The organism is Asticcacaulis benevestitus DSM 16100 = ATCC BAA-896 (genome assembly GCF_000376105.1).
GTDB classification, from domain to species: domain Bacteria; phylum Pseudomonadota; class Alphaproteobacteria; order Caulobacterales; family Caulobacteraceae; genus Asticcacaulis; species Asticcacaulis benevestitus.
In genome coordinates this window covers 33006-53174 of the sequence record NZ_AQWM01000008.1, presented here as the reverse complement: position 1 = coordinate 53174, position 20169 = coordinate 33006, and the positions used below count along the sequence as shown (strand labels likewise).

Here is a 20169-nt window from a genome sequence, read left to right as displayed (position 1 = left end):
TCATGCATATCCTGTCGATGAAAAACCTCGACTCCGTCGGGTGGTGGGAATTCCGGCGGGTGACCTATAACCTCATTCTGGTGCCGTTTCTGGCAGGCTCTCTCTGGCTGGGTGCTTTCCTGGTGTCACAGACCTCACTCAGAAATATGCCTGTGGAGCCTCTGGGCCTTGTCTTTATGGCTGGTATCTTCCTTGGGCTGGCGAATGTGGCCTACACGATCGGCTGGTTGACAGAAATTTTGTGGAGCAATGGCGAAACCGATCTCACCCGACCTTACCGCTGGCGCATGTGGATATTGGGGACGGTCCTGTCGGTCGTGCTGGCCTGGCTGCCGGCGGCGCTGGGAATCCTGATCTTCCTGCTTCATCAGTTTCATTAGATCTGCTTTTTTGAACGTTTACGCAGCTGTCATGCGAACACCGTCTTTACAAATGTAACGATCTGCGCTTGGTTCACTATCTCCGGGTGTGACTTTTTTATGTGAGAGATTTTATGAAAACCTATGGTTTTTCGAGCGCGCTAGCGCTTTGCGCCGCCTTGTCGGCTAGCATGGTAGCTTATGGTGCGGGCGCTCAGACCATGGCGCCGCCGGATCCGGTGATTGCGCCACCTCAGGATATCGCCTATCCGGGTGTCCTGAAGGTGACGGTCGACGCCACCGATCTTGACCGAAAGATTTTCAGCATCAAGCAAACCGTGCCGGTCAGCAAAGCCGGTGATCTGGTCCTGATGCTGCCGGAATGGCTGCCGGGCAAGCACTCTGACCGTTCGGAGATCAGCAAGATCGCCGGCCTTCTGGTGTCCGCCAATGGTAAACCGCTCACCTGGGTGCGTGATCAGATCAATGTGACGGCCTTCCATATCGACGTGCCGGCCGGCGTGACGGCGGTGGACGTCGAATTCCAGTACCTGGCGCCGACCACGGCGGCAGCCGGTCGCGCGGTCATGACGCCAGACATGCTGAACCTTCAGTTCAATTTCGCCAGCTTCTATCCGGCGGGGTATTACGCCAAGCGCATTCCGGTGCAGGCGACGGTTAAATTCCCCGAAGGCTGGGGCTACGCCACGGGGCTTGAGACCGACCACAAGACGGGTGATACGGTGGTCTTCAAGACGACCGATTACGACACCCTGATCGATTCGCCGATCTTCTCGGGCCGCTATTTCAAGAGCTGGGATCTCGATCCGGACGGTCCGGCGCCGGTGCGCCTCAATGTGATGGCCGATAGTCCTGAGCAACTGGACGTCATGCCGGGCTTTATCGATGTCCACAAGAAACTGGTCCAGCAGGCCTACAAGCTCTACGGCGCGCATCATTACGACCACTACGATTTCCTAGTGGCCGCTTCGGATCAGATCGGCGGCATCGGTCTTGAGCATCATCGCAGTTCGGAAAACCGCGTCGAAAAGAAATATCTGACCGACGCCAAGGTCAGCTACAGCCGTGACCTGCTGGCGCACGAATACACCCACTCGTGGAACGGCAAGTTCCGCCGCGGCGCCGATCTGTGGACGCCGAACTTCCAGGTGCCGATGCGCAACAGCCTGTTATGGGTCTATGAAGGCCAGACGCAATACTGGGGTCAGGTTCTGGCGACTCGTTCGGGACTGAACAGCAAGGAACTGGCGCTGCAAAACCTGGCGGCGACGGCGGCCAACCTGGATAATCTGCCAGGCCGTTCGTGGCGCGCCTTGCAGGACACTACCAACGATCCGGTGATCTCGGCCCGCTCTCCGCAGAACTGGCGTGCCTATCAGCGTTCGGAAGACTACTACAATGAAGGTCTGCTGATCTGGCTCGACGCCGATACGCTGATCCGCGAGAAGACTGGCGGCAAGAAGTCCCTCGACAATTTCGCCAAGGGCTTCTTCGGCATCCAGAACGGCGACTGGGGCGAGGCGACCTACACGTTTGACGACGTGGTCAAGACGCTGAACGCTGTCTACCCGTATGACTGGGCCACCTTCCTGCGCACGCGCGTTGATGGTCATGGCGAGGCCGATAAGGGCGGCGCGCCGCTCGACGGCATCACGCGGGGCGGTTACAAGCTTGTCTATACCGAGACGCCGAGCGATCTTTGGAAGGGGAACGAGACCCTGGGAAAGGTGACCAACCTCAGCTATTCCATCGGTTTCTCGGTCAACAACAAGGACAACACCCTGGCCGGCGTCCTGTGGGGCAGCCCCGCTTTCAAGGCCGGTCTGACGCCGGGCGACACGCTGGTGGCGCTCAATGGCAGAACCTATGACAGCGATGCTCTGAAGCTGGCGATCACCGCAGCCAAGTCCGGCAAGCCGATAGAGTTGATCGTCAAGATGGACGAAACCTATCGCGTCATCAAGATTGATTATACGGGTGGCCTGCGTTACCCGGTCCTGCAACGGATTGAAGGCACGCCAGCGCTTCTCGATGATATCCTGGCCGAGAAAAAATAACTCGGCAGATGAGTATGAAAGGCCTCTCCGGCGACGGGGAGGCCTTTTTCGTTCATCTTCCCGTCAGCTTGGTGGTGCTACAGGCAGTTATACCGCACCCCATTCGTGAGCGCTGCCATGACCTGTAAACGCCTGATCGCCGCCATTGCCTGCTTGCTGGCCATAGGTGCTGCGACCCTGCCCGCCGACGCCCAGCCCATCCGAAAGCGTCTTATGCAGCGGATGAAAGAAAAATCCGCCGCCGCCCAGCCGATTGATCCCGCACGATTTGTCGCCGGCGCCACGCGAAAGTCGGCTGCCTACGGGACCGATGCTGATCAATCCATGGAAGTTTATTTGCCACCGAATCCGGACCATGCCCCGGTCATCGTCATGGTGCACGGCGGCGGCTGGCGTATCGGTGACAAGAACATGGCCGGCGTGGTCGAAAACAAGATCAAGCACTGGCTGCCCAAGGGCTATATCTTTATCAGTATTGATTACCGCATGTTGCCCAATGCCGGGGTGGATGTGCAGGCGCAGGATGTCGCCAGCGCTATCACCTACATAGAAAAGCAGGCGCCAAGCTGGGGTGGCGATGCCGGTAAGCTGATCCTGATGGGCCACTCCGCCGGTGCGCATCTGGTGGCGCTCATGTCGGCTGATCCGACTCTTGTTCGCCAGGCAGGCGGCCATGACTGGGTGGCAACCGTCGTCTTGGACAGCGCCGCCTATGACGTGGCTGCCGTTATGAAGCGTCAACATCTCGATCTGTACGACGACGCCTTCGGCAGCGATCCCGCCTATTGGACGCGTCTGTCGCCCCGCGCTCAGCTCAAGGCCGATGCCGTACCGATGATGCTGGTCTGCGCCTTGAAGCGGTCGGACGATTCCTGCGGCCAGAGCCATGATTTTGCCGCGGCTTTGAAGGGGATTGGCCAGTCGGCGCCGGTAGTGGAACTGGATATGAAGCATGCTGAGGTGAACGCCCAGCTTGGCCTGCCTGGCACCTACACCGACAGTGTCGACAGCTTTATCACGGCTCATCTTGGCACGAAGGCTTTTCAGCGCTAAACCGGCTCTATGATCCGTCTCTATATTTCCGAACCGACGCCGGCCTTTGTGGCGGGCTTGTCTCTGGCGCTTAACAGCGATCAGAGCCGCTATCTGACCTCCGTCATGCGCAAGGGTGTGGGTGACGAGATTGCTATCTTTAACGGGCGCGACGGTGGGTGGACGGCGCGCATTGCCGAGGCTGGCAAGCGTCATGTGACGCTTGCTCTGACCGAACAGACGCGGACACAGGGCAAGGCGCAGGGGCCGGTTTTGGCGGTGGCGCTGATCAAGCGCACGCCGTTGGAATACATCATCGAGAAGGCGACAGAACTGGGCGTCGGCAAAATTCAACTGTTGATCACCCGCCGCTCCAATGCTGATCATACCAAGCTGGAACGCCTGAAACTGATCGCGCAGGAAGCGGCCGAACAGACTGAGCGGCTCGATGTGCCGGAGATTTTGCCACCTGTGAAGCTGGAAAGCTTCCTCGCCAAGCTCGATGTCGATGCCATTTTGTTTGGCGACGAAGACAGCACGCACGAAGGCGACATCCGTGTCACAAGGCCTTTGCTTGATGTTTTGTCAACATTGACTGAAAAGCGTGCGGCCATCCTGATCGGCCCCGAAGGCGGATTTGACGATATTGAGCGCCAAACCCTGCGCGCCCGTGACGACGTCTATCCGGTCAATCTGGGGCCGCGCATCCTGCGTGCCGATACTGCGGCCATCTCTGCGCTTACGCTCTATCAGGCCGCGCTTGGCGACTGGAAGTAACCTCCGCCTAAGGCCGCAAGGGCAAAGCCCGTCCGAGCCATTGCGAGGAGGCTCGCGCCGATTGAGCCGCAAAAAACTAACTGTAGCCTTGTCAGTGACGATAAGGCGGCCCATATAGGCCAAACTTGATGCAGACCTATCAGAGGGCAGGGCACGTGGCTTATAATTCAGATGTAGAACCTGTGCGCAATTTTTCCGAACTGGTCGGTTATTTTGAATCCGGCAATAAACCGCGCGACAAGTGGCGCATCGGCGCCGAGCACGAGAAATTTGCCTTCTACCTTGATACGCTGCGCCGCCCGGCCTATGAAGGTCCTGATGGCATCGAAGCCATGCTCAAGGGCATGCAGCGCTTCGGCTGGAAGCCTTACGAAGAAAATGGCAAGGTGATCGCGTTGCTGCGCGATGGCGCCTCGGTGACCTTGGAGCCGGGTGGTCAGTTCGAGCTTTCCGGTGCGCCGCTGGAAACCATCCACGATATCTGTAATGAGACCGGTCAGCACCTCGAAGAGGTCAAGGCTGTGGCGTCGGAACTCGGGCTCGGGTTCTTGGGTGTCGGTTTCTCGCCGCTATGGACGCGCGAGGAAACGCCGGTCATGCCCAAGGGGCGTTACAAGATCATGCGCGCCTACATGCCGAAGAAGGGCAATCTTGGCCTCGATATGATGCTGCGCACGTGCACGGTGCAGGCCAATCTCGATTACGAATCCGAAGCCGATATGGTGCTGAAGTTTCGCGTGTCGCTGGCCTTGCAACCGATCGCCACGGCTCTTTTCGCCAACTCACCGTTTATTGAAGGCAAGCCGAGCGGTTTCCTGTCGGCGCGCGCCAATGTCTGGACCGACACCGATCCCGATCGCACAGGTATGCTGGATTTCGTCTTCCAGGACGATTTCGGCTTTGAGCGCTATGCCAAATATGCGCTCGATGTGCCGATGTATTTCGTCAAGCGTGACGATTATATCGACGTCTCAGGTCAGGATTTCAAAGCCTATATGAAGGGCGAACTGCCGGGTCTGCCGGGTCAGTTGCCGACTATGGACGACTGGGCCGATCACCTGACGACCCTGTTCCCGGAAGTACGCCTGAAAAAGTACCTCGAAATGCGCGGCGCCGATGGCGGGCCGTGGAGCCGTCTGTGCGCCCTGCCGGCGTTGTGGGCCGGTCTGCTGTATGATCAGACCTCCCTGGAAGCCGCCTGGGACCTCGTGAAGGGGTGGACGACGCAAGACCATAACAGCCTGCGCGCCATGGCAGCCAAAACCGGTCTCAAGGGTGAGATCGCCGGCCGTCCGGTCAAGGCTTGGGCCATGGACGTGCTGGAGATCGCCAAGGCCGGCCTCAAGCGCCGCAACCGCCTGTCGGGCGGAATGGTCGATGAAAGCGGTTATCTTGGCGAGTTGTTCGAGATTGCTGACAGCGGTCTGACACCGGCCGATCGCTTATTGGAAAAGTTCAATGGCGTGTGGCAGGGCGATATCCGCAAACTCTACGAAGAAGAAGCTTATTAATTTAAGCGCTAAAATCGTATACTGTTCGCAGGTGCAGCGACGAGTCCGCTTGCAAAACCAAAAATTAACTGCTCTGTTCCTTGCAAATGACACAACCCTTGAAGGGGTGGTCCCAAGACCTTTGCGAGTTTCAGAATGAGTTTCATAATTTTCGCCGGGCTGCTGATCACAGCGCTTACGGCTATCCCTGTGCTTATGCAGATGCGCAACCAGCCCAAGGGGCTGTTTGTGTGCTTCTTCGCCGAGATGTGGGAACGCTTTTCCTACTACGGGATGCGGGCGCTGTTGATCTATTACATGACGCAGCACTTCCTGTTCGATGACAGCCGCGCCAATTCGCAATACGGCTCCTATACGACGCTTGTCTATATGCTGCCGCTGGTCGGCGGACTGGTCGCCGACCGCTGGATCGGAACCCGCAAGGCCATCATCTTCGGCGGTTTGTTGCTGGTGTTCGGTCACTTCGGTATGGCGTTTGAAGGCCAGCCCAACCAGCAGACGCTGACCTATGGCGGCCATCAGTATGAGTTCGTTGCCAAGGGCCGCGAAGGCGAACGCACGGTGCGTCTCGAACTGGACGGCAAGCTTTATGACTATGCCCCGACCAAGGACGGCGGTCTTGAAATCAAGGATCTGCCGACGAACGCGCCTATTCCCGCCGTCATGCCTAAGGGCTCCTATGAGTTCGGCGTGAAAAAGATGACGCCGTGGGCGGAAAACGCCTTCTTCCTATCGATCTCTCTGATCGTCATGGGCGTGGGTTTCCTCAAGCCGAACATCTCGTCGCTGGTAGGGCAACTTTACAAGGACCGCGACCCGCGCCGCGATTCCGGTTTCCAGCTCTATTATTTCGGCATCAATATGGGCTCGTTCTGGGCGGCCATCCTGTGTGGCTTTCTGGGGAACAAGTACGGCTGGTGGGCCGGTTTCGGCTTAGCCGGCATCGGCATGCTGACAGGTCTTGTGTGGTTTGTGCTCGGCCGTAAATGGCTGGAAGGCAAGGGGGAGGCGCCCGATCCGGTGGCGGTGAAAACCAAGGTCGGCGGCGTGATGTCGAAGGAATGGCTCATCTATGCTGTCGGCATCATTTTCATCCCGGTGGTGTTCCTGCTGATCCAGCACAATGACTATGTACGTCTGGTGCTGCTGGCTTCATTCACCCTGATCATGATCTACATCGTCTTCCAGATGGTGACGAAGTTCAACCGGGTCGAAAACTACCGCCTTGGCCTGGCCATGGTACTGACCCTGGCTTCGGTGGTGTTCTGGTCGCTGTTCGAGCAGGCGGGGTCGTCGTTGAGCCTGTTCGCCGAGCGCAATACCAACCTCAATCTTCTCTCTGAACCTATCACCTTCCTCATGATGGGCAAGACGATCATCCTGGCCTCGACCGAACAACTGGCGGGCATGAGCTATGTCGCCAAGGACAGCCTGTGGATCGAGATGGGCATCACCGCCTCCAACACCCAGAGCTTCAATGCCGGCTTTATCCTGATCTTCGCGCCAATCTTCGCCGCCATCTTCTCCTTCCTGGCGCGTCGCAAGCAGGACCCGGATCCGGTCAAGAAGTTCGCCTTCGGTCTGACCTGTGCCGGACTTGGTTTCCTTGTACTCGTGTGGGCCTCGCCTCTGGCCGATGGCGCCTTCAAGCTGCCGCTGATCTTCCTGATGCTGACCTATCTGATCCATACGCTGGGTGAACTGGCCGTATCGCCCGTGGGGCTGTCGCAACAGACCAAGCTGTCGCCGGTCACCCTGGTTTCGACCATGATGGCGGTATGGTTCCTCGGCACCTCCGGTGGTCAGTACCTCGCTGGCTGGATCGCCGGTATGGCGGGCACGGAAACCGTAGGCGGTAAGGTGCTGGATGCCGGTGCGGCGCTCCAGACCTCGCTGAAGACTTTCAATACCATCGGCTGGACGGGCATTGGTCTGGGTATCGCCTTCTTCCTGATCTCCTTCCTGATCAAGGGCTGGGCGCATGGGGCCAGCGATACCGATGCGCCGGTCGAGGAAGGCCTGGCTGACAAGTAGGTCCTCATTTATGGGGCATGGAGTCTGTGACCCCACAAATCTTGCCTTATTCCAAAGAAAAACCCGGTCTCTTAGACCGGGTTTTTCTTTGGAACAGAGAGAAGGCTTGGGGCCACAGGCCCCAAACCCCATAAACTCAGAAGTCCTTCTTGAGCCTGATTTCCAGGATCGGCGGAATCTTCGAGGTCGTGTGCTGGGTATAGGCCACGGGCGACAGGCCGCGCAGGCCTTCGTAAACCACCCGGTCCTTTGTGAAGCGCAGATTGAGCGGGTTCTTCACTGTAATCTTGAAAGTCACCTTCCTGGGCGTCTTGTATTGGAACCAGGCCTGTGTCCATGGATCGAAGGAAGCATCCGTCAGTTCATTGGCCAGATAGCTGCGTTCCTTGCCTGCGCTTTCCAGATCAATGCCCCAACTCGTGCCGGACTTCGGGAATTCCTGACTGAAACTGGCCGAATAGATATGAGGCGCAGCGCCGGAGACGTGACGCTCCTTGCCGGTGATCGGGTCCTTCACCCGCGAATTGCGGTAGGTCCAGTCGAGGCTTAGCGTGCCATGTGGTACATGGAAACGATCCAGCGGTGTATCCAGCTTGAGGCGAACGCTATCCCACTGCGAGGCACCGATATTGCCGTTGGAGGTGTAGATATTGCCATTATCAATGACGGCGATAAGGTCGGCCGTATCCTCGTAATCGTAGTGCTCAAGCGCCAGACTGATGGCGCCCTTGTCCCAGAAAGAATGTTCGAGGATGAGTGTGTTCAGCCAGTCTTTTTGCGGCACAAGAGACGTGTTGCCAAGCGTAACATGATCGGTTTGCAATTCCACCGACGAGGCGAAGCCGCTGAAGCTGAGCTGATCGACCTGACGCAGGGTCTTCCAACTGATCTTGGTCTTGTCGCTAAGGGCGTAAACAGCCTGCAAGCGCGGCTTGTAATAGGTGAAGGAATCTGCGCGATTGGCAGCGGGCACAGAAATGGTCGAGACCTCGACCTTCAACTCGCCCTCGAAGCTCAGCTTCTTTGTTGCTTTCCAGTTGGCGGATGCAAACGTCTCCGTGCGGTCTTCCTCAACGCGCACATGGTCGGTCGGCACCGTCGGACTGGAAGCGTTCATCACAAATGACGAATCGCGGTCCATGCTGTTGAAGACGCTTTCGGTGCCGACGGCGAAGGTCAGGCCCTCTCGTTTTTCCCAGCGCAGACGGCCATTCAAGATACGCTCATCGGTGAGGCTGAGCGCACGATAATCGGCCGTGCCGTCCTCGTCAGTATAGATGTCGATATCGTGCACGCGCTCGTGGCGCACCAGCACATTCAGGTTGAGATCAACGCCGTGACCGAGCTTGCGCTCATACTGACTGCCCAGTTCGCTCGGCGTGTCCTTTTCGATGAAGCTCTCATGGCCGGTCGAACCGTCTGAAATGTAGGTGGTGTTCTGTCGGTAGATGGATGGGTTATAGGTGCCGTTAAAGGTGATCTTGCCACCCCACAGAGGGCGTGAATGCGACGCCTGTGATTCAATGCCCGTGCCGCCGCCGTGCTCGTGGATATTGAGGATATTTGCGCCGGAACTGTCGGTCGTGACGCGGCGGCTATTCTGCGCGCCGTTACTGAAGAAGTTGAAAATATCCGCTGTAATGTCAGTGCTCTTGCCATTGCGGTTATCATTATAGGTGAAGAGCAGGACGCCGGCATCGGTGCGGCCATCCATGTTGCGATAGATGCCGAGCACCGAGAAGTTTGGCTTGGCGTCTTTCTTGCGCACCACATTGACGATCTGGCGGTGGCCGTGCATGTCGATGCCGGCCGTGCCACCGGTGATCAGTTCGAGGTGATCGACCTGAGCGGCATTGATGTTGGAGAGCGTGTTGCCGAGATCGGACTTCGTGGTCGGGCGCTGGCCATCGATCAGCACATTGCCGGCCGTGCCGGAAAAACCGCGGGCTTCCTCGCCGCCGGAGAAGACGAAGCCCGGAACGTGCAGAACCATATCAAAGGCGGTCGAGACCTGAAACTCAGCGAAATAGGTGGGCTGATAGGTGAGCACCTGACCGGCACTGATGGCTGCGGGCGGTGTAACCCCGTCCTGCGCCACGGCAGGGCTGCCTCCCAGGCAGCCGAGCGCAAGCAGGACGGGGGCGAGCGCAGTGGTGAGATGAAGGCGCATGAGATTGACTTTCCCCGGTGAAAACGCAAGTTCGGCGGCGTTCCTTGGGGACAGGCATAGATGTGGTCACAATTATGGCAAGTTAAATGGCTGTAACAATTTCAACCACAATGCGCCGCAATGTGATACATGTAGAAAATATAAGTTAATTTATTCAATGTATTACTGATCACATCTACGATTAATTTCGTAGATGGTGGCGACCTCAAGATGACAGAGATTTAATGTAAATCCCTGCATCCAGCCTTAAGACGTGCCGCCAACCGTCAGGCCGCGAATGCGCAGAGAGGGTTGACCTATTCCGACGGGGATGCTTTGTCCCGCCTTGCCGCAGGTGCCGACGCCGGGATCGAATTTGAAGTCGTCACCGATCATGTCGATTTGGCTCATGGCGGCGGGGCCGTCACCGATCAGCGAAGCGCCCTTGACCGGAGACGTCACCTTGCCGTCCTCGATCATATAGGCTTCGGTACACTGGAAGACGAACTTGCCGTTGGTGATATCGACCTGGCCTCCGCCAAAATTGACGGCATAAAGGCCCTTCTTCGTGTTGGCGATCATGTCGGACAGCTTGTCGTTACCGCCGCGCATGAAGGTGTTGGTCATACGGGGCAGGGGCTGGTGCGCATAGGATTGACGGCGGCCGTTGCCGGTCGCTTTGGCGCCCATCTGGCGGGCGGACAGACGATCGTGCATGTAACCGACCAGAATGCCGTCCTCGATCAGTGTCGTGCAATCGGTCGGCGTACCTTCATCGTCAATGTTGAGCGAGCCGCGCGCATCAAGGATTGTGCCATCATCGACGACCGTGACGCCCTTCGACGCGACCGGCTTACCCATCTTGCCCGAAAACGCGGAGGTGCCCTTGCGGTTGAAGTCGCCTTCTAGCCCGTGGCCGACCGCTTCATGCAGCAGTACACCGGGCCAGCCTGGCCCAAGCACGATGTCCATTTCGCCCGCCGGCGCCGCCACAGCGTCAAGATTGACGAGCGCCTGACGCAGCGCCTCATCGATCTGCGCCTGCCATTTTTCCGGTGCCGTGATGTCGAACCAGGAGATACGTCCGCCGCCGCCGGAAGAGGCGGTTTCGCGCCGGCCGTTGGTCTCGACCGACACGCTGACATTGAGGCGAACGAGCGGACGGTAATCATGATAGATTTCCCCGCCGCTGCGCAGGATGGTGATGGCGCGCTTTTCGCAGACCAGCGAGGCCGAAACTTGCGCCACGCCTTTGTGGCTGTCGCGGGCATAGGCGTCCATCGCCTGAAGGAGGGCGATCTTGTCGGCGAAGGCCATTTCGGCCAAGGGGTCATGCGCCTTGTAGTAGGACTGATTGGAGCGAACGGGATTGGCGGTCGCCATTTTCAGGTCGACCGACTTGCCCTTCTTGGCCAACACGGCGGCTTCGGCGGCGCGATGAATGGCGTCAAGCGACAGTTCGGCACTATTGGCGAAGCCTATGGTCTCGCCGGCCACGATGCGAAAGCCAAAGCCCTGATCGGCGCCGTAGGAACTCGATTTCAATCGCCCGTCGTCGAACAGCAGCGCTTCAGACTCGCGCTTCTCTATGAATATCTCACCATCGTCAGCACCTTTAAGCGCCTCTTCGAGAACGCTGTGCGCGCCGGCAATATCGAAATCGCCCCAGTCGGCAACAGCAGCGGTAAGATCAAGAGAATCGGCCATGAGTATCTTCACTTTGGAACTGGGACAGGCCTCTATTTAGGCATGCAGAGGCGATATGGCCATGGCAAAGTGTCACAAACGCGCAAATAAACCCCGACTCAGTAGCAGATCGACTCACGCAAAGAGCTGGTGGGCTCCCATGCCACATGCGACAAAAGACCGCATCTGGTGTGCGGATATGCCCGCCGGTTGAGATTTTTTGGCTAACGGCTTTGTGAAAAAGGAGCATTGTTCTTTTTGCTCTTTGCATTTTGCCGTGAAGGCATTAAGGGAAACGATCAGGACGGGCATCAATAGACGGTCGAATTGCGTCGAATTCGCAAATAGATACAGTCACTACAGCCTGTGCATTTTCAAATATAAGGTCACCGTGCGTGCGCACTGGAGACCACACATAAATGAGGGTACTTCGAATGGGCACTACAGGGCTTTTCGGACGAGGGCTGTTTAAAGCCGCTACAGGAGCAGTTTCGACGCTGATTCTGTCAGCGGCCATGTCAGCATCGGCTTTTGCGGAGGACACCAAGGAAATTCTTGGCCAGCCTACCGATAAGGCCATGGGCTGGCAATTGCCGGGCAGCGCCCTGAAGGTCAAAACCGAAAACTTCTATGATTTCGGTCTGTTCCCCTTGATCACATTCATTTGTCTGCTCGTGCTCGTGTTGCTGGCCTGGATCGTTATCCGCTACAACAAAAAAGCCAATCCGGTTCCGGCCAAATTCTCCCACAACACCCTGATCGAAATTGTCTGGACGGTTGTGCCCGTTCTGATTCTCGTGGTTGTTGCCATCTATTCGCTCAGCCTGCTGCGCGATTATAACGATATGCCCAAGCCCGATGTCGTCGTGAAGGCTACCGGCAATCAGTGGTTCTGGACCTATGACTATCCTGAACTGGGTGTCACCGATATCGAATCGCGTCTGCGCGAAGACGCGAAGGATCTGAAAACCGCCAAGGCCGCCGGCATTCCTTACCTGCTCGAAGTTGACAATGTCCTGGTTGTGCCGGTCAATCGTGTCGTCCACGTTCAGACGACCGCCGCCGACGTCATTCACTCCTTCACCGTCCCTGCTTTTGGCTTCAAGATCGACGCCGTGCCGGGCCGTCTGAACAACACGTGGTTCAAGGCCGATAAGGTCGGCACCTATTACGGTCAGTGCTCCGAACTGTGCGGCAAGGACCATGCCTACATGCCGATCGAAATCAAGGTCGTCTCCGACGCCGAGTTTGACGCCTTCATCATCAAGCAGGGCGGTAAAACCCGCGCCATGCTGGCTTCCGAAGCCACCGCTTCCGCGGCGGCCGCTGAAGAAGCCGCTGCCTCCGCCGCAGTAACCGCCAGCGCCGAAGCCTCGGCTTCCGCCGCTGCGCCTGCCGCTGACGCCGCTACCCCTGCAACCGCCTCCGCATCCGCCGCGCCCGCCGTGACACCGGCCTCCGCAGCCGTCGCGCCATAAGATCAGTAAGAGAGATATCCATCATGTCTTCAACTGCCACCTCTCATGATCATGCGGACGCAGATCACGATCACAAGCCGGGCTTCCTTGACCGTTGGGTCTTCACGACCAACCACAAGGATATCGGCACCCTCTATCTGTTGTTCGCCATTTTCGCGGGCATCGTCGGCGGCGCTTTCTCCGGCCTGATCCGCTGGGAACTGTTCGAGCCAGGCCTCCAGGTTTTCGCCAAGGGATCGATGCTCGATTCGATGGGCATCTTCGATCTGTCGAACCCTGACCATGCCAAGCACGCCTATAACTCGATCGTCACGGCCCACGCCGTTATCATGATCTTCTTCATGGTCATGCCCGCCATGATCGGCGGCTTCGGGAACTGGTTTGTGCCGATCATGATCGGCTCGCCCGACATGGCTTTCCCGCGCCTGAACAACATCTCATTTTGGATGTTGATCGCTTCGTGGATCCTGCTGTGCACCTCGATCTTCACGCCGTCGGGCCCCGGTGGCGAACACGGCTTCGCCGGCGGCTGGACCATGTATCCGCCGATGTCGAGCCACATAGGATCGCCCGGACCTGCTATGGATCTTGTCATCCTGTCGTTCCACCTGGCCGGCGCATCGTCCATCCTTGGCGCCATCAACTTCATCACCACCATCTTCAACATGCGCGCACCGGGCATGACCCTGCACCGCATGCCTTTGTTCGCTTGGTCGGTGCTTGTCACCGCCTTCCTGTTGCTGCTGTCGCTGCCCGTACTGGCCGGCGCCATAACCATGCTGCTGACCGATCGTAACTTCGGCACCGCCTTCTTCGACCCGACTGGCGGCGGCGACCCGATCATGTTCCAGCACCTGTTCTGGTTCTTCGGTCACCCCGAAGTCTACATCCTCATCCTGCCGGGCTTCGGTATCATCTCGCACATCGTGTCGACCTTCTCCAAGAAGCCTGTCTTCGGTTATCTGGCCATGGCCTACGCCATGGTGGCTATCGGCTTCGTTGGCTTTATCGTGTGGGCGCACCATATGTATACCGTGGGGCTCAGCTTCGACCTGCGCGCCTATTTCGTTCTCGCTACCATGGTCATCGCGGTGCCAACCGGCGTAAAGGTGTTCTCATGGATCGCCACTATGTGGGGCGGCTCCATCGAGTTCAAAACGCCCATGCTGTGGGCCATCGGCTTTATCTTCCTGTTCACGGTCGGCGGTGTTACCGGCGTCGTGCTCTCGAACGCGGCGGTCGATTATTCGTTGCAGGATACCTATTACGTCGTCGCCCACTTCCACTACGTGCTGTCGCTTGGCGCCGTCTTCTCGATCTTCGCCGGCTTCTATTACTGGTTCGAAAAGATGTACGGCGTGAAGTACAACGAGTTCCTCGGCAACCTGCACTTCTGGATCATGTTCGTCGGCGTCAACCTGATCTTCTTCCCGCAGCACTTCCTGGGTCTGCAAGGCATGCCGCGCCGCTATGTCGACTACCCGACCGGTTTCACCTACTGGAACCAGATGTCGTCGATCGGCTACGCTATTACGATCGTTGGTGTTATTGTCTTCCTGGTCATGTTCGTCGAAGCCCTGATCGTTCGCCGCAAGGGCGTCGCCAATCCCTGGGGCGAAGGCGCCACGACCCTGGAGTGGACGCTGTCTTCGCCACCGCCTTATCACCAGTTCTCTGAGCTGCCGGTCATCAAGGACGAAGACGAGCACCACTGATCCTACTGTGGTGGGCTGCAAATAGCCGCCTTTCTGCTATACGATGCTCACGTACTTGAGTACGCTCCGCTTCGTTTCTCGAAAGTCAGCCATTTTCGCCGTACCACAGCGGATCAAACACAATCGATACATCGGGGGGTGAAGGTTCAAAAGATCTTCATCCCCTTTGTTCATGAAGGCACTATCTTGAGTTCCAAACCCAAAGTGAAACCGCAACCGAACCTGACCCGAGAGGAACTGGCAGCCAATCTTGAGGCGGCCTACGCTTCTAAAGCCATGCGTGGCGCGCCGCGTGATTATTTTGACCTGCTTAAGCCGCGGGTCATGTCGCTTGTGGTTTTCACAGGCCTGACCGGCATGGTCATCGCCAATGGTCAGATGAACTGGTTTCTCGGTGCCGTCGCTGTTTTCTGCATCGCCATCGGGGCAGGGGCGGCGGCCGCGCTCAACATGGCCATTGAAGGGGAAACCGACGCCCTGATGCGCCGCACCCGTCTACGCCCTGTCGCCGCCGGGCGGGTCACCAAGAATGATGCTTTTGCTTTCGGCGGCGTGCTGGCCTTCCTGTCGGTGGCCCTGATGTGGCTGGCGTTTCCGGATGGCCTTGCCGCCGGACTGCTGGCCCTGACCATCGTCTATTATGTCGTGCTCTACACGCTGATTCTGAAGCGTCGCACCCCGCAGAATATCGTTATCGGTGGCGCCGCCGGCGCTTTTCCGCCGGTGATCGGCTGGGCGGCCGCCACCGGTCATGCGCCTCTTGAAGCCTGGATCTTGTTCGCCATTATCTTTTTATGGACCCCGCCGCATAGCTGGGCGCTGGCGCTTTACACAACAGAAGACTACGCCAATGCCGGCATCCCCATGATGCCGGTGGCCAGGGGCGCTAAATCGACCCGCCTGCAAATCCTGCTCTATTCGCTGGTGATGGCGCCGGTCGCCTGCCTGCCGATCGCGTTCAAGATGGGCGGGCTGGTCTATGCTGCGGTGTCCATTCTGGGCGGTGCCTTCTTCATCTATCTGGCGATGCGCGTCTATTTGTCGCGTGCTGGCGATCACCCCGAAGGTGGTGAGGAGAGCCTCTATGATGTTAAGAAGGAAGCTCTGTCGGCGCGCAACCTGTTTGCATTTTCTATCCTTTACCTTACGGCCCTGTTCGCCACACTCCTGGTAGAACACGCCCTTACCGGATTGATGTCATGACCGAAAACGCTCCCGAAATTCCCGGCCCCGAAATCTCCGGTAAAGAGGCCTATGTGGCGGCGCAAAAGATGCGCAACCTCTATATCGGATTGGCTTTGGCAGCCTTCGTCGTCCTGGTTTTCTTTGTGTCGATGGCGCGCATGTCGCAGGGCATTCATAAGGATGCGGTGAGCCGCGCCGAGACCAAGGCCGCTATGTCAGCATCGAAGAGCCAATAAGCGTGAAGCGCCCCAAAAAAAGCATGTCGAAGAACACCCGCGTGGTCTTGTCGCTGGTGGGGGCGCTCGTTTTCATGGGCGGCTTGGCCTATGCGTCGGTGCCGCTCTATCGCGCCTTCTGCAATGCCACCGGCTTCAATGGCACGGCGCGTAAGGCCAAGGCCACGCTCGCCGGTATCCATACCGACAGCAACAGCATCGTGCGGGTACGCTTCGATACCAACACCAACGGCGTGCCGTGGTCCTTCAAGCCGGAAAAAAAGTACGTTGATACGCGTGTCGGCAAGACAGCGCTGATCTATTTCACCGTCAAAAATAATGCCGATCACCCGATAACCGCGCGCGCCACCTATAATGTTCTGCCCGATACGATGGGGCCATATTTCATGAAGACGCAGTGTTTTTGCTTTCAGGATATGACGCTGCAAGCCGGGGAATCACTCAAAATTCCGGTCGTTTACTTTCTCGATCCCAAACTGATGACCAACACTGATACGAAAAGTGTCGGTGATGTGACCCTGTCCTATACTTTCTTTGAGTCAAAAGACCCGAAAGCAAATGCAAAAACCGCATCTTGAAGATGGTCTTTGCATTGTGTTTAACTATGAACTGGCATAAATAAAAATCTAGGTTATGCCTGATAAACAAAACGGCCGCCTTTTAAGGGCGCGATAAGAACGGTGAGTTGAACGAAATGGCCCATCACGGCGTTAAACACGATTATCATATCATCAATCCGAGCCCCTGGCCCCTTATGGGTTCGGCTTCGGCGGTTGTTTGGGCGCTCGGCATGGTCGTCGGGATGCGCGGTCTCTTCGGCATCGCCAAGGGCGAATGGTGGCTGATGCTGACCGGCCTGGCACTGATCATCCTCACCATGGTTTTCTGGTGGCGTGATGTCATCAAGGAATCGAAGGCGGGTGATCATACGCCGGTCGTTCAGATTGGCCTGCGCTACGGCATGATCATGTTCATCGCCTCCGAAGTGATGTTCTTCGTGTCGTTCTTTTGGATATTCTTTGAAATGGCCCTGTTCCATGGCCAGCGGTCGGGCGCCATGTGCGGCATTCAGGAGGTTTGCGAAGCCTGGTCCAAATGGCCGCCGGAAGGCGTCGAAACGCTCGATGCCTGGCATCTGCCACTCGTCAATACCCTGCTTCTGCTGACGTCGGGCACCACGGTCACCTGGGCGCACCACGCGCTCCAGCAAGGCGACCGGAAGGGCGCCATTCAGGGCCTGCTCCTGACCGTCATTCTCGGCGCACTGTTTACCCTGGTTCAGGGCTTCGAATATATGGAAGTGCTGCATGAGCATAACTTCCACTTCTTCCTTTTCCCGGATGCCGCAGGTGCTACCGGCGCTGCCAATCTCTATGGTTCGGCCTTCTTCATGGCCACCGGCTTCCACGGCTTCCACGTCCTGATCGGCACCATCTTCCTGATCGTCTGTCTGCTGCGGGCCATCAATGGCGACTTCACCCCCAAGAAGCACTTCGGTTTCGAGGCGGCTGCCTGGTACTGGCACTTCGTTGACGTGGTGTGGCTCTTCCTCTTCGCCTTCATCTACGTTATCTTCGGCCGTTCGCATTAATGGCTGATCCAGAAGGCGGCAAGGTGAGCTTTGCTGCCGCCGCCCTTGGCAAGTGCCCGGTGTGCACACAAGGCAAGCTCTATAAGTCCTACCTCAAGGTGGAGGACTCTTGCGCCGTCTGCGGGCAAAATTTCAAGGCGGCGGATACCGGTGACGGTCCCGTCGTCTTTGTCATTCTGATCGCTGGCTTTCTGGCGTGTGCGGGCCTCCTGACCACCTTCTTCCTATATCCCGGCTGGTCGATAACTACGCACCTCCTCATCTGGCCGGCCGTGGCCGTGGTGACAAGCCTCGTACTGATGCCGGTGCTCAAGAGCCTGATGATCGCCTCGCAGCTTCGTAACAAGGTGCGCGACTGATGCGCGTCGCTGATGTCTGGCAGGCCGTGCCGCGCGGTATGCTGGTGGCCGTTGTTATCGCCTTCACTCTGCTGAATGGTCTGGGCATCTGGCAACTGGAACGCCTGAAATGGAAAGAGGGCCTGATCGCCGATATGGCGCGCAGCGAGTCCGCCGCGCCCGTGCCGGCGGAAACGTTGCTGGCGCAGGTCAAACCGGACTGGCGCTCGGCCAGCCTGCCAGTTTGTGATATCCAATCTGACCGCCTGATCTACATGCATTCTGAAGTGGGTGGCACGCCTGGCTACCGCGTGCTGACCGCGTGTCCGCTGGCGTCCGAAGCCATGCTGGTCGATCTGGGATTTGCGACACAAAAGCTGACCCTGACAGCGCGTCTATCCCTGACACCCGTTGGTCGTGTCCGTCCGTTTGAAAAGCCGGGCATGGTCACCCCGGTCAATCGCATCGCTGAAAATGACTGGTATTGGCGTTCGGCGCAGGACATGGGGCAGGCTTTGAAAATGCCGTTGCGCGGAGATTATTTCCTTGTCCTTGATCTTGCCGCCACAAAGGCCGATATACCCGGTCTGCAACAGGGGCGCCTGACCGCGCCTCTGCCCAATCGGCACTTTGAATATGCCCTGACGTGGTTCGGCCTTGGCTGGGCTTTGCTGGGTGTCTTCGGCAGTGTCATCTACCAGCGCTACAAGAAAGCCAAACCTTGAACATCCTTGACGGCCAGAAGCTCTATACCTTTGATAATGGCCTGCGTTTGCTGGTCGATCCCATGCCCGGCCTCAAGACCTTCGCGCTCAGCGCTCTGATCTATGGCGGTGCGCGGTTTGAGACCGAGGCGCAATCGGGCTGGGCGCACCTGCTGGAGCACATGGTTTTCAAGGGCGCCGGCGGCCGCAATGCTCGCGAACTGGCTGAGGCGATCGAGCATAAGGGCGGCACCATCAATGCCTCCACCGGTTACGAGCATACGCGCTTTGAAGTGCGCGGTCTTAACTCGCTGATGCCGCTGGCGCTGGAGATCGTCACCGATCTGATGTTCCGCTCCGCGCTCGATGGCGAAGAACTGACGCGCGAGAAAAAGGTGGTCGAGCAGGAGATTCTCGAAGCCTACGATACGCCCGATGACCATGTCTTTGACCTGCTTCAATCGGCCATGTTCACCGGCCAGTCGCTGGGGCGGCCGATTCTCGGCACCAAGCAGAGTCTGAAACCGGCAGTGCCGGCGACCTTGCGCGCTTTCGCCAATACGCTTTACGCCCCGCATCAGATCGTTATCTGTGTATCCGGCGGCGTCATGCCCGATGAGGTCTATGCTGCCACCAGGGCCTATATCGATAATGTCGCGCCACATGCCGGCTTTGGCAAGCCGACGCAATTGCGCTTCACGCCCAACAAGGCCGTGCAGAAACGCAAAATCGAGCAGGCCAATATCACGCTCGGCTTTGACGCCATCAGTCGCCTGAGCCCCGATATCATTCCTTTACGTTTGTTCAGCGAAATCCTTGGCGGCGGTATGGCATCGCGCCTGTTTCAGGAGGCGCGCGAGGCGAGGGGGCTGGCCTACAGCATCGACGCCTATACCACGCCCTATCGTGATGGAGGCATTTTTGGCGTCTATGCCGGATGTGCTGCCAAGGATGTCGAGCCACTTGTCGAGCTGATACAGAAGGTTATGGGCGAACTTTCGGCTAATCCATTAAGTGGGGAACTGGAGCGCGCCAAAGCGCAGTTCATGACCTCTTTGTTCCTCAATCATGAAGGTGCCGCCTCGCGCTCCAGCACCTTCGCCAGCCAGCTTTCGACATTTGAGAAGGTGTTCACGCTGGATGAGGTGGCCGCCGATATCGAGCGTGTCAGCCTCGATGATCTGGTGCGCGTCGGCTCGGCCATAACGGCGCAGAAGACCTGCGCCAGCGCGCTGCTGGGGCCGCGTTCAATGGGGGATGCGCTGGGGCTACTTGCGGCCTGAGGTCGCAAGACTT

17 protein-coding genes are annotated in these 20169 nt (G+C 57.9%); 15 read left to right on the top strand and 2 right to left on the bottom strand.

Translation table 11 applies throughout. The features are described from left to right. Positions 1 to 2: 2 nt before the first annotated feature. The 6 genes from B060_RS0111035 (at position 3) to B060_RS0111010 (ending at position 7791) form a co-directional block, all read left to right on the top strand. On the top strand, positions 3 to 380 hold the full coding sequence (locus B060_RS0111035; protein WP_018081845.1) for a hypothetical protein: 378 nt from the start codon (positions 3 to 5) through the stop codon (positions 378 to 380). Positions 381 to 493: 113 nt separating this feature from the next. Beyond that, complete coding sequence (locus B060_RS0111030) at positions 494 to 2437, top strand: M61 family metallopeptidase (RefSeq protein ID WP_018081844.1); 1944 nt, start codon at positions 494 to 496, stop codon at positions 2435 to 2437. 117 nt (positions 2438 to 2554) lie between these two features. Continuing rightward, a complete protein-coding gene (locus tag B060_RS0111025; RefSeq protein WP_018081843.1) occupies positions 2555 to 3490 on the top strand; it encodes an alpha/beta hydrolase in 936 nt (311 codons plus the stop codon). Positions 3491 to 3499: 9 nt separating this feature from the next. Next, positions 3500 to 4246, top strand: coding sequence for a 16S rRNA (uracil(1498)-N(3))-methyltransferase (locus B060_RS0111020; protein ID WP_018081842.1), 747 nt, complete (start codon positions 3500 to 3502; stop codon positions 4244 to 4246). Positions 4247 to 4374: 128 nt separating this feature from the next. Then, positions 4375 to 5757, top strand: a complete 1383-nt coding sequence (locus B060_RS0111015; protein WP_018081841.1) for a glutamate--cysteine ligase — start codon at positions 4375 to 4377, stop codon at positions 5755 to 5757. Positions 5758 to 5892: 135 nt separating this feature from the next. Next, positions 5893 to 7791, top strand: coding sequence for a peptide MFS transporter (locus tag B060_RS0111010; protein ID WP_018081840.1), 1899 nt, complete (start codon positions 5893 to 5895; stop codon positions 7789 to 7791). Positions 7792 to 7927: 136 nt separating this feature from the next. Here the strand turns inward: B060_RS0111010 and B060_RS0111005 are convergent, their stop codons facing one another. Beyond that, a complete protein-coding gene (locus B060_RS0111005; RefSeq protein WP_018081839.1) occupies positions 7928 to 9961 on the bottom strand; it encodes a TonB-dependent receptor in 2034 nt (677 codons plus the stop codon). 246 nt (positions 9962 to 10207) lie between these two features. After that, positions 10208 to 11647, bottom strand: a complete 1440-nt coding sequence (tldD, locus tag B060_RS0111000) for a metalloprotease TldD (RefSeq protein ID WP_018081838.1) — start codon at positions 11645 to 11647, stop codon at positions 10208 to 10210. A 494-nt stretch (positions 11648 to 12141) separates the two neighbouring features. On the opposite strand from tldD, the gene coxB reads away from it, so the two are divergent. From coxB to B060_RS0110955, 9 genes are all read left to right on the top strand, one after another. Beyond that, entirely contained in the window at positions 12142 to 13104 is a 963-nt protein-coding gene (gene coxB / locus B060_RS24270; protein ID WP_018081837.1) for a cytochrome c oxidase subunit II, read from the top strand. A gap of 23 nt (positions 13105 to 13127) precedes the next feature. Next, positions 13128 to 14819, top strand: coding sequence for a cytochrome c oxidase subunit I (gene ctaD / locus B060_RS0110990; RefSeq protein ID WP_018081836.1), 1692 nt, complete (start codon positions 13128 to 13130; stop codon positions 14817 to 14819). A gap of 186 nt (positions 14820 to 15005) precedes the next feature. Beyond that, a complete protein-coding gene (locus B060_RS0110985; protein ID WP_413783255.1) occupies positions 15006 to 16022 on the top strand; it encodes a heme o synthase in 1017 nt (338 codons plus the stop codon). Further along, on the top strand, positions 16019 to 16240 hold the full coding sequence (locus B060_RS24265; RefSeq protein WP_018081834.1) for a hypothetical protein: 222 nt from the start codon (positions 16019 to 16021) through the stop codon (positions 16238 to 16240). Before B060_RS0110985 ends, B060_RS24265 begins: the two co-directional genes overlap by 4 nt. A gap of 2 nt (positions 16241 to 16242) precedes the next feature. Then, a complete protein-coding gene (locus B060_RS0110975) occupies positions 16243 to 16818 on the top strand; it encodes a cytochrome c oxidase assembly protein (protein WP_236621664.1) in 576 nt (191 codons plus the stop codon). Positions 16819 to 16934: 116 nt separating this feature from the next. Further along, complete coding sequence (locus tag B060_RS0110970; RefSeq protein ID WP_026172758.1) at positions 16935 to 17831, top strand: cytochrome c oxidase subunit 3; 897 nt, start codon at positions 16935 to 16937, stop codon at positions 17829 to 17831. After that, a complete protein-coding gene (locus tag B060_RS0110965; protein ID WP_018081831.1) occupies positions 17831 to 18190 on the top strand; it encodes a DUF983 domain-containing protein in 360 nt (119 codons plus the stop codon). The genes B060_RS0110970 and B060_RS0110965 overlap by 1 nt, the downstream gene beginning before the upstream one ends. Next, on the top strand, positions 18190 to 18894 hold the full coding sequence (locus B060_RS0110960) for an SURF1 family protein (RefSeq protein WP_018081830.1): 705 nt from the start codon (positions 18190 to 18192) through the stop codon (positions 18892 to 18894). The genes B060_RS0110965 and B060_RS0110960 overlap by 1 nt, the downstream gene beginning before the upstream one ends. Beyond that, entirely contained in the window at positions 18891 to 20156 is a 1266-nt protein-coding gene (locus B060_RS0110955) for a M16 family metallopeptidase (protein WP_018081829.1), read from the top strand. The genes B060_RS0110960 and B060_RS0110955 overlap by 4 nt, the downstream gene beginning before the upstream one ends. Positions 20157 to 20169: the final 13 nt, after the last annotated feature.

What these genes read in the sequence shown, in the direction of transcription:
- B060_RS0111035 (WP_018081845.1), top strand. Translation starts at nt 3, where the DNA reads ATGCATATCCTGTCGATGAAAAACCTCGACTCCGTCGGGTGGTGGGAA.
- B060_RS0110970 (WP_026172758.1), top strand. Translation starts at nt 16,935, where the DNA reads ATGGCCCATCACGGCGTTAAACACGATTATCATATCATCAATCCGAGC.
- B060_RS0111030 (WP_018081844.1), top strand. Translation starts at nt 494, where the DNA reads ATGAAAACCTATGGTTTTTCGAGCGCGCTAGCGCTTTGCGCCGCCTTG.
- B060_RS0111005 (WP_018081839.1), bottom strand. Translation starts at nt 9,961, where the DNA reads ATGCGCCTTCATCTCACCACTGCGCTCGCCCCCGTCCTGCTTGCGCTC.
- B060_RS0111010 (WP_018081840.1), top strand. Translation starts at nt 5,893, where the DNA reads ATGAGTTTCATAATTTTCGCCGGGCTGCTGATCACAGCGCTTACGGCT.
- B060_RS0110960 (WP_018081830.1), top strand. Translation starts at nt 18,190, where the DNA reads ATGCGCGTCGCTGATGTCTGGCAGGCCGTGCCGCGCGGTATGCTGGTG.
- tldD (WP_018081838.1), bottom strand. Translation starts at nt 11,647, where the DNA reads ATGGCCGATTCTCTTGATCTTACCGCTGCTGTTGCCGACTGGGGCGAT.
- B060_RS0111020 (WP_018081842.1), top strand. Translation starts at nt 3,500, where the DNA reads ATGATCCGTCTCTATATTTCCGAACCGACGCCGGCCTTTGTGGCGGGC.
- B060_RS0111025 (WP_018081843.1), top strand. Translation starts at nt 2,555, where the DNA reads ATGACCTGTAAACGCCTGATCGCCGCCATTGCCTGCTTGCTGGCCATA.
- B060_RS0110965 (WP_018081831.1), top strand. Translation starts at nt 17,831, where the DNA reads ATGGCTGATCCAGAAGGCGGCAAGGTGAGCTTTGCTGCCGCCGCCCTT.
- coxB (WP_018081837.1), top strand. Translation starts at nt 12,142, where the DNA reads ATGTCAGCATCGGCTTTTGCGGAGGACACCAAGGAAATTCTTGGCCAG.
- ctaD (WP_018081836.1), top strand. Translation starts at nt 13,128, where the DNA reads ATGTCTTCAACTGCCACCTCTCATGATCATGCGGACGCAGATCACGAT.
- B060_RS0111015 (WP_018081841.1), top strand. Translation starts at nt 4,375, where the DNA reads ATGCAGACCTATCAGAGGGCAGGGCACGTGGCTTATAATTCAGATGTA.
- B060_RS24265 (WP_018081834.1), top strand. Translation starts at nt 16,019, where the DNA reads ATGACCGAAAACGCTCCCGAAATTCCCGGCCCCGAAATCTCCGGTAAA.